General features: G+C 64.3%; 10 protein-coding genes and 2 tRNA genes. 11 read left to right on the top strand and 1 reads right to left on the bottom strand.

Features of this window, described 5'->3' with window-relative positions:
* Positions 1-20: 20 nt before the first annotated feature.
* The 9 genes from CH271_RS01040 (at position 21) to CH271_RS01000 (ending at position 12,214) form a co-directional block, all read left to right on the top strand.
* Positions 21-1,118: a PDR/VanB family oxidoreductase gene (locus tag CH271_RS01040; RefSeq protein WP_094632261.1), complete on the top strand. Its 1,098-nt coding sequence runs from the start codon at positions 21-23 to the stop codon at positions 1,116-1,118.
* A 258-nt stretch (positions 1,119-1,376) separates the two neighbouring features.
* Positions 1,377-3,419 (top strand): DNA topoisomerase (ATP-hydrolyzing) subunit B, encoded by a 2,043-nt coding sequence (gene gyrB, locus CH271_RS01035; protein ID WP_094632160.1) that lies wholly within the window; start codon positions 1,377-1,379, stop codon positions 3,417-3,419.
* Positions 3,420-3,487: 68 nt separating this feature from the next.
* Positions 3,488-6,031: a DNA gyrase subunit A gene (gene gyrA / locus CH271_RS01030; RefSeq protein WP_037195319.1), complete on the top strand. Its 2,544-nt coding sequence runs from the start codon at positions 3,488-3,490 to the stop codon at positions 6,029-6,031.
* A gap of 567 nt (positions 6,032-6,598) precedes the next feature.
* Positions 6,599-7,465 (top strand): DUF3566 domain-containing protein, encoded by an 867-nt coding sequence (locus CH271_RS28650; protein ID WP_256986117.1) that lies wholly within the window; start codon positions 6,599-6,601, stop codon positions 7,463-7,465.
* Positions 7,466-7,574: 109 nt separating this feature from the next.
* A tRNA-Ile gene (locus tag CH271_RS01020) sits at positions 7,575-7,648 on the top strand.
* 190 nt (positions 7,649-7,838) lie between these two features.
* A tRNA-Ala gene (locus CH271_RS01015) sits at positions 7,839-7,911 on the top strand.
* A gap of 409 nt (positions 7,912-8,320) precedes the next feature.
* Positions 8,321-9,271, top strand: a complete 951-nt coding sequence (locus CH271_RS01010) for an acyl-ACP desaturase (RefSeq protein WP_094632257.1) — start codon at positions 8,321-8,323, stop codon at positions 9,269-9,271.
* A 205-nt stretch (positions 9,272-9,476) separates the two neighbouring features.
* Complete coding sequence (locus CH271_RS01005) at positions 9,477-10,475, top strand: GGDEF domain-containing protein (RefSeq protein ID WP_230596490.1); 999 nt, start codon at positions 9,477-9,479, stop codon at positions 10,473-10,475.
* Positions 10,476-10,594: 119 nt separating this feature from the next.
* Positions 10,595-12,214 (top strand): alpha/beta hydrolase, encoded by a 1,620-nt coding sequence (locus CH271_RS01000; protein ID WP_094632158.1) that lies wholly within the window; start codon positions 10,595-10,597, stop codon positions 12,212-12,214.
* Here CH271_RS01000 and CH271_RS00995 read toward each other — a convergent pair.
* A complete protein-coding gene (locus CH271_RS00995) occupies positions 12,209-12,589 on the bottom strand; it encodes a hypothetical protein (RefSeq protein WP_143545985.1) in 381 nt (126 codons plus the stop codon). The genes CH271_RS01000 and CH271_RS00995 overlap by 6 nt on opposite strands.
* Positions 12,590-12,684: 95 nt before the next feature.
* Between CH271_RS00995 and CH271_RS00990 the strand changes: the two genes are divergently transcribed.
* Positions 12,685-13,221: a peptidylprolyl isomerase gene (locus CH271_RS00990; RefSeq protein WP_094632154.1), complete on the top strand. Its 537-nt coding sequence runs from the start codon at positions 12,685-12,687 to the stop codon at positions 13,219-13,221.
* A gap of 24 nt (positions 13,222-13,245) precedes the next feature.
* Positions 13,246-14,175, top strand: a complete 930-nt coding sequence (locus CH271_RS00985) for a rhomboid family intramembrane serine protease (protein WP_094632152.1) — start codon at positions 13,246-13,248, stop codon at positions 14,173-14,175.
* Positions 14,176-14,249: the final 74 nt, after the last annotated feature.

Below are 14,249 nucleotides of genomic sequence, written 5' to 3'. Positions count from 1 at the left end.
TGCGGAGCAAGCTCGGCGCAATGGCACAGATGGTCGACTCGTTTCGAGCGGGACGCACCATTCCGAAGAATCTGTACGGCCGCGACGAGCCCGATCAGACCGTGTCATTGGTGACCGATGCGCTCGACAAATGGTTCGCTCTGCTCGACGGTGACGACTACGACGCGTCGTTCGCGGCGCCGGCCGTCGCACGCACCCGGCTACTGACGTTGGATTCACGCGAGGTGCTGTGCGTCGACGAGCAGGTGGTCCAACTGACGTTCTCGGCCGCCGACGGCGCGGCGCTGCCTGCTTGGGCACCGGGAATGCATCTGGATTTCTATCTCCCGTCCGGACGCCGTCGGCAGTACTCGCTGTGCGGACAACCGAATACCGACTCCTACTCCATCGCGGTGCGCTTGGTGCCCGACGGCGGCGGCGGGTCGCGTGAGATGCACGATCTCCCGGTCGGCACCGAGGTGTCAATTCGTGGGCCGCGCAACGGTTTTCCGTTCGTCCAGTCCGAGCATGCAGTGTTCGTGGCCGGTGGAATCGGCATCACCGCCATCATCTCGATGGTGCGTCGTGCTCGTGAGACGGGGATGGACTGGCACCTCGTCTACTGCGGCCGCTCGCGCGAATCGATGCCGTTTCTCGACGAGATCGCCGGCTGGGATGCCGATCGCGTGACGGTGCGGACCGACGATGTGGACGGCATGCCGTCGAGCATGGATCTGCTCGGTGCCACGGCACCCGGCGGTTCGGTCTACGTGTGTGGACCTCCGCCGATGATCGATCTGGTTCGGGCCTCGTTCGACTCGCTGCCCGCCACTCATCTGCACTTCGAGCGGTTCTCGCCTCCGCCGGTGAAGAACGGCGCCGAGTTCGAGGTCCAGCTCGTCGATTCCGGGCAGGTCATCGCAGTGGGTCCGGACGAGACTGCGCTGCATGCCATTCGGCGTCTGCGCCCGGACGTCGCGTACTCCTGCCAACAGGGATTCTGCGGGACGTGTCGGGTTCGAGTACTGAGCGGAACACCGCAGCATCGAGAGAATCGACTCACGGTCGAGGAGCAGCAGCACGAGATGTTGATCTGCGTTTCGCGATCCGAGGGCGAACGGATCGTGCTCGATCTCTAGCGGAGCAGCTGGATTCACCCTTCATATTTGTCGTCCGGCATCGAGAAAATGCGCCTGTGAAGCAATCAGGGGCCTTTTAGGGGTGTCATCGTGCCCATGCTGTCGTAGGCAACCAGTACTATGGACCGGTACGACATCAAGCCCGGAACAAACGCATGGACCCGGGCGCGGCCGGAAGCGACTGCGCTCGTCCCTGCGGTAGCACCCTGACGGGGTGTGAGCGGGGTAGTGGACGCGTAGAAGGAGAACCAGCTAACCGTGGCTGCCCAGAAGTCAGGTAACAACGAGAACAGCAAGGATTACGGCGCTTCGTCCATCACGGTCCTCGAGGGCCTGGAAGCGGTTCGTAAGAGGCCCGGTATGTACATCGGTTCCACCGGTGAACGAGGCCTGCATCACCTGATCTGGGAGGTCGTCGACAACTCCGTCGACGAGGCCATGGCCGGCTATGCCTCCACCGTCGACGTCACCATCCACGAGGACGGCAGCGTCGAGGTCAAGGACGACGGTCGAGGAATCCCCGTCGCCATGCACTCCTCCGGTGTACCCACCGTCGAGGTCGTCATGACGCAGCTGCACGCAGGCGGCAAGTTCGACTCCGACTCCTACGCAGTGTCCGGTGGACTGCACGGCGTCGGCATCTCGGTGGTGAACGCGCTCTCCACCAAGGTCGAGCTGCAGATCGCGCGCGACGGTCATCGCTACAAGCAGACCTACGACTACGCCAAGCCCAGTCCCCTCGAGACCGTCGGCGACACCGGTGAGACCGGTACCACCGTGCGTTTCTGGGCCGATGGCAAGATCTTCGAGACCCTCGACTACAGCTTCGAGACCGTGCACCGCCGCCTGCAGGAGATGGCGTTCCTGAACAAGGGACTGACCATCAACTTCACCGACGAGCGAGTGGCGGCAACCGACGCGACCGAGGAAGAACTCGGTGAGACGGCCGAGGCTCCCAAGACGGCGGAGGAAGAGCAGGCCGACGCCGCAGCAGCCAAGCCGGCCAAGGTGCGCAAGCGCACCTACCACTACCCCGACGGTCTGGTCGACTTCGTCAAGCACATCAACAGGACCAAGACCGCGATCCACAACTCGGTCGTCGGCTTCACCGGCAAGGGTGAGGGCCACGAGGTCGAGATCGCCATGCAGTGGAACGCCGGTTACTCCGAGTCGGTGCACACCTTCGCCAACACCATCAACACGCACGAGGGCGGCACCCACGAAGAGGGTTTCCGAACCGCTCTGACCTCGACGGTGAACAAGTACGCGCTGGAGAAGAAGCTCGTCAAGGAGAAGGACGTCAAGCTCACCGGCGACGACATCCGCGAGGGTCTTGCCGCAGTCATCTCGGTGCGGGTCGGCGAACCGCAGTTCGAGGGGCAGACCAAGACCAAGCTCGGCAACACCGAGATTCGGTCGTTCGTACAGAAGGCATGCAACGAGCACCTGGCGCACTGGTTCGAATCAAACCCGGCCGACGCCAAGACCATCATCAACAAGGCGGTCTCGTCTGCGCAGGCCCGGATGGCCGCACGTAAGGCCCGAGAGTTGGTGCGCCGCAAGAGCGCAACCGATATCGGTGGCCTTCCCGGCAAGCTCGCCGACTGCCGCTCGAACGATCCGAGCAAGTCCGAGATCTACATCGTGGAGGGCGACTCCGCAGGCGGCTCGGCCAAGTCGGGGCGCGACTCGATGTTCCAGGCGATCCTGCCGCTGCGCGGAAAGATCATCAACGTCGAGAAGGCTCGCATCGACCGCGTCCTCAAGAACAACGAGGTCCAGTCGATCATCACCGCGTTCGGTACCGGCATCCACGACGAGTTCGACATCACCAAGCTGCGGTATCACAAGATCGTGCTGATGGCCGACGCCGACGTCGACGGCCAGCACATCTCCACCCTGCTGATGACGCTGCTGTTCCGCTTCATGCGACCGCTGATCGAGCACGGCCACGTCTACCTCGCCATGCCGCCGCTGTACAAGCTGAAGTGGAGCCGCGGTGAACCGGACTTCGCCTACTCGGACCGCGAGCGCGACGGTCTGCTCGAGGCCGGCATCGCCAACAAGCGCAAGATCAACATCGAGGACGGCGTCCAGCGCTACAAGGGCCTCGGCGAGATGAACGCCAAGGAACTGTGGGAGACCACGATGGATCCGTCGGTCCGCGTCCTGCGTCTGGTGACGCTCGACGACGCGGCCGCCGCCGACGAACTGTTCAGCGTTCTGATGGGCGAGGACGTCTCCGCGCGTCGTAGCTTCATCGCCCGTAACGCGAAAGATGTTCGCTTTCTTGACGTCTAGTCACTTCCCTTCACACACCGATGTGTTCTCTCGGTGCGTGAAGGTGACCGTTTCTCGAGGAGAATTGCATGTCTGACATCACCGAACCGCCGGTAGGACCCCCGCCGGGATCGACCACCAACGCCGAGGGCGGCGACCGGATCGATCCGGTCGACATCCAGCAGGAAATGCAGCGCAGCTACATCGATTACGCCATGAGCGTCATCGTCGGGCGTGCCCTGCCCGAGGTGCGTGACGGACTCAAGCCGGTGCACCGCCGCGTCCTGTACGCGATGTACGACTCGGGCTTCCGACCCGACCGCAGCTACGTCAAATCCGCACGCCCCGTTGCCGAAACGATGGGTAACTACCACCCACACGGTGACACCTCGATCTACGACGCACTGGTGCGTCTGGCCCAGCCGTGGTCGATGCGGTACCCCCTGGTCGACGGCCAGGGCAACTTCGGTTCGCGCGGTAACGACGGCGCCGCAGCCATGCGTTACACCGAGGCGCGGCTGACCCCGCTCGCGATGGAGATGCTGCGCGACATCGACGAGGAAACCGTCGACTTCATCCCCAACTACGACGGCAAAACCCAAGAGCCGACAGTACTTCCGTCGCGGGTACCGAACCTGTTGATGAACGGCTCCAACGGCATCGCCGTCGGTATGGCCACCAACATTCCGCCGCACAACCTGCGTGAACTGGGCGACGCGGTGTTCTGGGCACTCGACAACTTCGAGGCCGACGAGGAAGCAACGCTCGCGGCCTGCATGGAGCGCGTCAAGGGCCCCGACTTCCCGACGCACGGACTCATCGTCGGTGGCCAGGGCATCCAGGATGCGTACTCCACCGGCCGCGGCTCCATCCGGATGCGCGGCGTCGTCGAGATCGAAGAAGATTCCAACGGCCGCACCACGATCGTCATCACCGAGTTGCCGTACCAGGTCAACCCGGACAACCTGATCACCTCGATCGCCGAGCAGGTGCGGGACGGCAAACTCTCGGGCATCTCCAAGATCGACGACGAGTCCTCCGACCGTGTCGGTATGCGCATCGTGGTCACCATCAAGCGCGACGCGGTCGCGAAGGTGGTGCTGAACAACCTCTACAAGCACTCGCAGCTGCAGACGAGCTTCGGCGCGAACATGCTCTCGATCGTCGACGGCGTCCCGCGCACACTGCGCCTGGACCAGATGATCAGGTACTACGTCACTCACCAACTCGACGTGATCGTTCGGCGTACTCGGTACCGGCTACGCAGAGCGGAGGAGCGGGCCCACATTCTGCGTGGACTCGTCAAGGCTCTCGACGCACTCGACGAGGTCATCGCGCTGATCCGCGCGTCGCAGACGGTGGATCTGGCCAAACAGGGCTTGATCGACCTGCTCGACATCGACGAGATCCAGGCCCAGGCCATCCTCGACATGCAGCTGCGACGCCTCGCAGCCCTCGAGCGTCAGAAGATCATCGACGAGTTGGCAGAACTCGAACGTACGATCGCCGACCTGCAGGACATTCTGGCCAAGCCGGAGCGGCAGCGACAGATCGTGCGAGACGAGCTCGCCGAGATCGTCGAGAAGTTCGGCGACGACCGTCGTACGCGCATCATCGCCGCCGACGGGGACGTCAACGACGAGGACCTGATCGCGCGGGAGAACGTGGTCGTCACGATCACCGAGACCGGATACGCCAAGCGCACCAAGACCGACCTCTACCGCTCGCAGAAGCGCGGTGGCAAGGGAGTGATGGGCGCAGGGCTCAAGCAGGACGACATCGTCAGCAAGTTCTTCGTCTGCTCCACGCACGACTGGATCCTGTTCTTCACCACCAAGGGTCGCGTCTACCGGGCCAAGGCCTACGAACTGCCCGAGGCGAACCGAACCGCCCGCGGTCAGCACGTCGCGAACCTGCTCGCCTTCCAGCCGGACGAGCGCATCGCGCAGGTCATCCAGATCAAGACCTACGAGGATGCTCCGTACCTGGTGCTCGCCACCAAGGGCGGTCTGGTCAAGAAGTCACGACTGACCGACTTCGACTCCAACCGCAGCGGCGGCATCGTCGCGGTCAACCTGCGTGGTGAGGACGAGTTGGTCGGAGCCGTTCTCGCGTCCTCGGACGACGATCTGCTGCTGGTCTCGGCGCAGGGTCAGTCGATCCGGTTCTCTGCCACCGACGAGGTGTTGCGCCCGATGGGCCGTGCTACCTCGGGTGTGCAGGGTATGCGCTTCAACGGCGAGGACGCGCTGCTCTCGCTCAACGTCGTCAGCGAGAACAAGTTCCTGCTGGTCGCTACGTCGGGCGGTTACTCCAAGCGCACCGCGATGGAGGATTACCCCCAGCAAGGCCGCGGCGGAAAGGGAGTGCTGACAATCCAGTACGACCCGAAGCGTGGCACGCTGGTGGGAGCTCTCATCGTCGACGACGAGGACGAGCTGTACGCCATCACGTCCAGTGGTGGCGTAATCCGAACCGCTGCCAAGCAGGTTCGGAAGGCCGGCCGACAGACCAAGGGCGTGCGGTTGATGAATCTCGGTGAAGGCGACACCCTGCTCGCGATCGCGCGCAACGCCGACGAGATCGAACCGGATGCTCTGGGCACCGAAGACGATGCAGCGAAGGAGTCGTAAGTGAGCACTCCCAACCGGCCTGGTAGCAGGCCCGGCCCCAGTGGTGGACCGGACAGCCGGGACGGCGATCGGGCCGCGCAGCCCGCGCGTCCGGTGCCGCCCGAGGGAGCTCGCCCGGGCAACCGTCCGCAGCCGGCTGCTCGTCCGGCGCCCGCCGCGGGCCGTGGCCCGGCCCCGCAGGGGGGTGCTCGACCTCCGATGCGACCGGCACCCGGTGCTCAGAACGGCCCGGCACGTCCGGCTCAGGGACCTCCGCCCCCACAGCGACCGCCCGCACCTCAGGGACCGCCGCCCCAGGCGCCCCCGGGATCCGGCAAACAGGGTCCGCCTGCCCCTCGTCAGGGACAGGCTCCTGCCGGTCCGCCGCAGGCTCAGCCGCCCCAGGCTCCTGGCCGTCAACCCGGTCCAGGTCAGCAAGCACCCGGCCGGCCCAATGGTGGTCCGCCGCCGAACGGTCAGCCACCGCAGCGGCAGGCACCGGCCGGTCAACCCCCACGGCAGGCAGCCCCGCAGCCCTCGGGACAGCAGCCCTCGGCCCCGCAGCCTTCGGCGGCGCCCGACGAGACCGTGCGCTCTCCGGAGGTGTCCGCCGAGTCGGCGGCTACCGGTGAAGCATCTCGTGAGCCCGCTCGGGTTCAGGAGGCCGGTCCGGCAGCCACTCAGGCGATGCCGGCCCAGCAGAGCGACGCTCCACACGGTGGCTCCGGAACGCCGCCCTGGCAGCGCGGAGTCGGTCAGCGTCCCGCATCGCAAGGAACGGACGACCGGCAGCAGCCGCAGAACCAGCCGCAGACCAACCTGTCCGGACGCGGTGCCGCACTGCCGCCGAACGCAGAGTTCGATCGGTCCGCACGTACGGCAGCCGAGCCGGTCCAGCGCGAATCGACCGAGGACAAGACCGAACGGCGAGAAGCCGCCAGGTCGAAAGCGGCGGTCATCGACGGGCCGACACGGCACATCGAACGCAAGGATCTAGCGAAGGACATGCCGGATCTGTCTGCCGTCCGGCACCCGGAGCCGTCCCCGTCCGAGCGCGCAGCACCCGCGGCCATCACGGCCGTGCCCAGTGCGGACGGCGATCCCCTGCGGGCGACCATTCAGATCCGCAAGATCGATCCGTGGTCGACGCTCAAGATCGCCCTCGTGATCGCAGTATCTCTGTTCTTCGTGTGGATGGTGTCCGTCGGCCTGCTGTACGCCGTGCTCGACGGCATGGGCGTCTGGGAACGTCTCAACAGTGCGTTCACCGAGATCGTCAACGAATCCGGCGACGGTGGACTTGTCAGTGCCGGGCAGGTGTTCGGCTACGCAGCGGTGATCGGTGTGATCAATGTCGTACTCTTCACCGCTCTCACCACCATCGGCGCCTTCATCTACAACCTGTCTTCGGACCTGGTCGGTGGCGTCGAAGTGACACTGGCAGACCGCGACTGACCTGCACCATCGAGAGTCGTATCGGGCCGTTTTGGAAGACAGCGGCCCGATACGGTAATCTCATCCCTCGGTTCGAGGAGAGGTTTTCTTCGGTCCGAAGTAGTGATGAGGGCCTATAGCTCAGGCGGTTAGAGCGCTTCCCTGATAAGGAAGAGGTCGGAGGTTCAAGTCCTCCTAGGCCCACACCGAACGAACGAAAAGAGGCAGGACGTGAAAATCCTTCTTCTGGTCGCATCGGCGGTGATCGCAGTGCTGACACTATCCAGGGTGCGCTCGCAGCGCAGCTCGGACGGCGTCTGGCACAGCATCCCCACCGCGTGACAATCGCTCGGAGTGGACGTGTAAGGTTCGTTCACGATTACCGGCAACACCCGGGGCCTTAGCTCAGTTGGTAGAGCGCTGCCTTTGCAAGGCAGATGTCAGGAGTTCGAATCTCCTAGGCTCCACAAGAAAAAGGACGTCCACTTCGGTGGGCGTCCTTTTTTGTCTCTCTCCACCCGGTCCCAAGTCCACTCGATGTGACATCGACCCCCCAAAAGTCCACTGAATGTGACATTGAGTGCCCTCAAGTACCGAGACGTCCGCAGCGGATGAGCCGACCGGTTGTGATCGGACCCAAGGCGGTCTGTGCTTCGGCGCCCATATATCCAGACAGTCATCTGTTCTGTGTCGCATCGATGGTTCGGTCCTTAGCGTGGTCGGTGTGCAAGGGCGTCGGTTCTCGGATCGACGTGAACGGTCGAGACGGCGCACCGCAGGGGGGTGTGCCGTCGTTCGATCTCGGCGGGCGGTGTTCGCCACTGTCTCGGATCGGTTGGCGATTCGGGCATCTCGAATTTCGAAGGAGCCCCGCAGATGACGCGTGTTCTCGATCATGAAGAGCTGTTGACCGAACTCGACGGCACGCTGGAAGCCAATCTGAATCGCCATCTGTCCATGGCGAAGGAATGGCATCCGCATGATTACGTTCCGTGGGATCTGGGGCGGAACTTTGCGGCGATGGGTGGGCAGGACTGGTCTCTCGAGCAGTCGTCGCTGTCGGAAGTGGCTCGTACGGCGATGATCACCAATTTGCTGACCGAGGACAACTTGCCGTCGTATCACCGGGGGTTGGCGGACAACTTCTCGTTGGACGGTGCGTGGGGCACATGGGTGGGGCGCTGGACTGCGGAGGAAAACCGTCACGGCATCGTCATGCGCGATTATCTGGTCGTGACCCGTGCGGTCGATCCCGTGGAGTTGGAGCGGGCTCGCATGCATCACATGACGGTGGGTATCGATGCGCCGATGGACGGCGCGAATTTTCTGCACTCGGTGGCGTATGTGACGTTTCAGGAGCTGGCCACGCGGGTCTCGCACCGAAACACGGGGTTGGCGTGCGGAGATCCGGTGGCGGATCGGATGTTGGCTCGTGTTGCAGCGGACGAGAACCTGCACATGATCTTCTATCGCAACCTCGGTGAGGCGTCGCTGGATCTGGTGCCCGATCAGATGGTTCGTGCCATCACCGATGTCGCGACCGACTTCCAGATGCCCGGCCTGAACATGCCCAATTTCCGCAAGAACGCGATGACCTTGGCCAAGCACGGGATCTACGATCTCCGGCAGCATCTGGACGAGGTGCTGATGCCGGTTCTGCGCAAATGGAAGATCTTCGAGCGCAACGATTTCACGGGTGAGGGCGAGCGGGATCGCGATCGACTGGCAGCGTTCGTCGAAGACTTGGCGCAGAAGGCGACCAAGTTCGAGGAGTCACGTGATCGACTGCTTGCCAGGGAGGCTGCTCGCGCCGAGAAGGCGTCCTGACCTGCTACGTCTTCTCTGGCCAGAGTCGTGATCGCGTCTCGGAGGTGTTAGAGTCCGGGCATCGTTGGGTCATGTGAGGCGATGGCCGTAGTGCGTGGGGAGGGCCGATGGTGCCTGGGGGGTATCGGGTGAGTGGTGGTGTCTCCATCGGTGAATGCTGCCTCCAGACGGCCGAATCATGGTCTTGCACGGTTGGAATCGACTGGTGAGCAGGCCCAGGTTCGACGAGTCCGGCCGCATGCTCGCCGTCTTCGCGGCGGTCACCACGGTTCTCTACGCTGCAAGCGCGATAGCGTCGTGGTCGAATCTGACCGGTGCCCAGCAGGTTCTGGCCGCGTTGGCTCTGCTTCTGGGTCCGGCTGCGATCGTGGTGCTGGCGAGGGCGGGTGTGCCGAGCCCCAAACAGGCGGTGGGATTCGCGACCGCGTTGTCGGTGATGGCACTCGCCTGTGCGTTGGGGAGCAGCGACACCATGCCCGCGTTCTTGATCTGCGTGCAGGCCGCAATGTTCCTCGGTATGCACATCGGTGCGTTCTGGTCCGAACGCAACGCAGGCATTTGGGTTGCAGTGCTTGCTGTTTCGGCGGTCATCGGAGCGGCAATCGCGCCGTACGGAACGCCGTTCATCAGTTACATCCTCGTGGCGCTCGGCATCGTCGGTGCGACCGAGGTGTTCGGTGTCTTCGCGCGCCGAATGCGCTATTCCGCGACACACGACGCCCTGACCGGTCTGCTCAACAGGTTCGGGTTCGAGTCCAAGATCGAAAAGATGCTGCCGGCGTGTGCTGCTCGCGGATTGTCGGTCAGTCTCGCCGTGCTCGATCTCGACAATTTCAAGGAGATCAACGACGAGTACGGCCACATTGCCGGTGACGTCCTGCTCACTCGGGTCTCGAAGGCCTGGAAGGGGCAGCTGACCAAACGGGATGTTCTCGGTCGGCTCGGCGGAGACGAATTCGTACTGTTCATGCCGGGAGTTCTCGAAAAGGAGGCCTGGCAGATCATCGAGCGCCTGCGCCTCGCTCATCGCGCGGAATGGAGCGTCGGATTGGCGTGCATGCCCGCGGGACGCCGCTGGGGCGAGATCTATCGTGCAGCCGACGCCGATCTGTACCGGGCGAAGCGAAGCAGGCCGCCGAGGACCAGTCGGCCGTCCGATCCCGACGCCGGTTACAGCGGCCCGATCCGCAGAATTGCGCAGTAGCACTCACTCGACGCATCGTTGATCCCCAGATTTCATCCACAGGCTGGGGATAGATTTCTCGGCGAGGTGTACTTCTCGCGTTGACTCGTCGGCAACGACGATGCTGCGGGGGATACGCGATGGTCACTCTCGACGAATTCAGGTCATGGGACAGCCGAGTGCTGGTCGCCGCGTCCGAAAGCCTGATGCGGCGGTGGCGAGAAGTGGCTGCCGTCCACGATTCGGTAACGGACGAAATTGTGGGCAATGGGTGGGACGGTCCAGCGGCCGAGGCGGCACGGGAGGCGATGAGACGCATCCGGTCCGATCTGGGAGACGCCGCAGCCGAGTTGCTTCGGATCTCGACATGCACCGCGGATGCGTCGATCGACATGCAGAGTCTGGTCACTGCGCTCCGCTCGGTGGAGCAGACGGCGGCGGAGGAGCGATTCGCGGTCGGATCCGACGGCTCGGTGTCCGACGCCGGCGCGTCGTATTCGGTTGCGCTCCTGGATCTGTGGTCGACGATGCGAGAGCGACGTCGATGCCGTGAGGAGCTCGCCGAGCGAATCGCACAGCTGATTCGTACGGCCACGGACTTCGACGACGTCCTTGCCCGACGCCTCGTCGGGGGAACCTCCGCAGCCTCCGTTGCGACGGCAGTTGCCGCTTCGGTGCCGCGGGACGGGTCCCCGGCGGCCAATGCTGCCTTCTGGAGCGCGCTCTCGCCTGCGGCACGCACCAGGCTGCTGGTCGAACAGCCGGCGCTGATCGGCAATCTCGACGGCCTGCCTGGACGAGTACGTGACAGCGCGAACCGTCGAGTGTTGGCCGCCGAGCGTCTCCGCCTCCGCGCCGTCGAAGTCGAACTGCAGAAAGAGTTGGCCGACAACGTGTTCGGCGGCATGTTCAGTGACGCCGATGCCGGACTCGAGCAGACTCGCACGCGGCTGGCATCACTCGATGCGATCGACGCGACGCTGGCGCAGGGGGCTCGGCAGCTTCTGGTCCTCGACAATTCCTCGTACGAGGAGACGATGGCGGCCGTAGCGGTGGGCGATGTCGACACGGCCACCCATGTCGCCGTCTTCGTGCCCGGTCTCGACTCGACCGTGCACGGCAACCTTTTTCGTTACGACGGCGACATGGAGAACGTCAAAGACACTGTGCAGCAGCTTGTTTCGGAATCTGCGGCTGCGGTGACCTGGCTCGACTACCAGGCCCCGCAGCTCGGTTGGAGCCTGCTCGATCCGGACCGGAGCGTGGCCTCGGGTGCGGCGGCGCGGGCGGGAGCGGATCGACTGGTTCCGTTCCTGGACGGCCTCGACGCCGCACGTGCGAGCGACCCGCATCTGTCGGTATTGGCCCACTCGTACGGATCCCTCACCGCGGCGACCGCCCTCCGGGACGACACCGGGGTCGACGATTTCGTCGCTCTCGGATCACCGGGATTCGGCACACACAGCGTCGCAGATCTTCGGCTTCCCGTCGGACACGTCTTCGCGGCGGAGGCCGAGGGCGATATCGTCGCCGACCTGGGTGCATTCGGTCGCGATCCAGGCGCACTGGACGGAGTCACCGTGCTGTCCACGGAGCGTTCCGACGGAGGCCACGATTCGATCGGGCACAGCGACTATCTCACCGAGGGCTCCACCAGCGGCCGGAATACCGCGCTGGTCGTCGCCGATCGCAGCGGGGAGGCCGTGGTCAGAGCGAGGCCGGGTCTGCTCGATCTGCTGCAGAGAGTTCTGTACCTATGACGACGTGTCGTCGTAGTCGGCCAGGCTCGGCGGAACATCGGCGGGCGGGGGCACCTCGTTGCGACGGCGACCGAGGAAGAACACGACACCACCGACGACGGCAGCAGCGGCGCCGAACACGAGAATTCGCCTGGTCCGACGCGATCCCGAGTCGACCGTGACCAACGCTCGGGTGCGATTCGCTTCGGCAATGCGTTCTGCGGTCACTGCCCGGCGCTGCGCAGCCTGCTTGCGGGCCAGCCCGTAACCTCGTCTGGCCAACAGCAGACCGACTCCGGCCGGGCCCTTGCTTGCGGCGGATGCGGCGCCGAGCAGGGCGGATGCTGCGGTACCGGTGGACGACCGAACCCGGTCGGACTTCGTTGTGCTCGTCATACCCTCACTGTTCCACAACACGACCCCCGCTGAACCTTCGCGATCCAGCCGACTCGACGCCCGTTGTGAACTGCCCGATCGCCCGAGATGGCACGATGGAGGGCGTGACTTCACCAAACAAGACCCAAACGGCCACGCTGCACACCAACCGCGGCGATATCGTCATCGAACTGTTCGGCAATCACGCCCCCAAGACCGTCGCGAACTTCGTCGGTCTCGCGGACGGATCCAAGGAGTACACGACGCAGAACGCGTCGGGTGCCAAGACCGGACCGTTCTACGACGGCGCAGTCTTCCACCGCGTCATCGACGGCTTCATGATCCAGGGCGGCGACCCCACCGGCACCGGTACCGGTGGACCGGGCTACAAGTTCGAGGACGAGTTCCACCCGGAACTGTCCTTCGATCGCCCGTACCTGCTGGCCATGGCGAACGCAGGCCCCGGCACCAACGGCTCGCAGTTCTTCATCACCACCGGCAAGACCCCGCACCTCAACCGCAAGCACTCCATCTTCGGTGAGGTCACCGACGAGGCGTCGAAGAAGGTCGTCGACGCGATCTCGAGCACGCCGGTCGGCCGCGGAGATCGCCCGGTGGACGAGGTTGTCATCAACAACATCACCATCGCCTGATCTGACCGAAGGACTTTCGACAAGATGACGAACCCCGGCTGGGGTGGCGCGTACGGCGACCAGCCCAACCCACCCCAGTCGGTGTGCGTCCGACATCCCGATCGCCCGACCGGCCTGGCCTGTTCGCGCTGCGGCAGGCCCGCATGCCCGCAGTGTCTGCAGGCCGCGGCCGTCGGACAGCACTGCGTCGATTGCGTGCGCGAGGGCAACAAGAACATCCGCACTGCCCAGACCGTCGCCGGTGCACCCATGGCACGATCCGCCAAGACCCCGCTGACATACGCTCTCATCGCCATCAACGTGATCGTCTATGCCATCACGGTGGCGCAGTCCGGCGATCCGATGAACAACACCTCCGGATCCGCGCTCGCCCGCAGCTGGACCCTCAACAGCTTGCTCGTCTCCAACGGCGATGTGTTCCGGCTGATCGGCAGCGGCTTCGTCCACTACGGGCCGATACACCTGCTCGTGAACATGTTCGCGCTGTACATCATCGGTCGTGACGTCGAACTCGTGCTCGGCCGAACCCGCTACCTGGTCGTCTACTTCCTCTCGCTCCTCGGAGGAAGTGCGTCGGTGATGCTGCTGGAGAACCCACTGGCGCTCACCGTCGGCGCGTCCGGAGCCGTTTTCGGTCTCCTGGGTGCCCAGGCCGTCATCCTGCTACGGCTCAAGCGAAGCCCGGCACCCATCCTCATCGTCATCGCGGTGAACATCTTCATCAGCATCTCGATCCCCAGCATCTCGCTGTGGGGACACATGGGCGGACTCGTCGCCGGAGCCGCCGCCACCGCCGGTCTGGTGTTCTTGTCCAACCGAACCCCAGACACCGGACAACAACGAACCATGGCCGGCGTGTCCATGGCATGGCTGTCGGTCATCGCCGTCGCTCTGGTGTCCCTGGGAATCATCGCGATCCGCGTACTCGACCTGCGCGCCCAGATGGGCCTCTAGCAAGTCCACTCGATGTGACATCGACCCCCCAAAAGTCCACCGAATGTCACATCGAGTAACCCACAGGGGCCCGA

This window comes from Rhodococcus sp. 05-340-2, from assembly GCF_002258915.1.
Classification (GTDB): domain Bacteria; phylum Actinomycetota; class Actinomycetes; order Mycobacteriales; family Mycobacteriaceae; genus Rhodococcoides.
Note: the sequence above shows the minus strand (reverse complement) of the source record. Positions and strands in the feature narration are given on the sequence as shown.

Bases quoted from the DNA above. Each gene is read 5' to 3' on its own strand.
- CH271_RS01040 (WP_094632261.1), top strand. From the start codon at position 21: ATGGCACAGATGGTCGACTCGTTTCGAGCGGGACGCACCATTCCGAAG.
- CH271_RS00995 (WP_143545985.1), bottom strand. From the start codon at position 12,589: ATGACGAGCACAACGAAGTCCGACCGGGTTCGGTCGTCCACCGGTACC.
- CH271_RS01000 (WP_094632158.1), top strand. From the start codon at position 10,595: ATGGTCACTCTCGACGAATTCAGGTCATGGGACAGCCGAGTGCTGGTC.
- CH271_RS01010 (WP_094632257.1), top strand. From the start codon at position 8,321: ATGACGCGTGTTCTCGATCATGAAGAGCTGTTGACCGAACTCGACGGC.
- CH271_RS00990 (WP_094632154.1), top strand. From the start codon at position 12,685: ATGGAGGGCGTGACTTCACCAAACAAGACCCAAACGGCCACGCTGCAC.
- CH271_RS00985 (WP_094632152.1), top strand. From the start codon at position 13,246: ATGACGAACCCCGGCTGGGGTGGCGCGTACGGCGACCAGCCCAACCCA.
- gyrA (WP_037195319.1), top strand. From the start codon at position 3,488: ATGTCTGACATCACCGAACCGCCGGTAGGACCCCCGCCGGGATCGACC.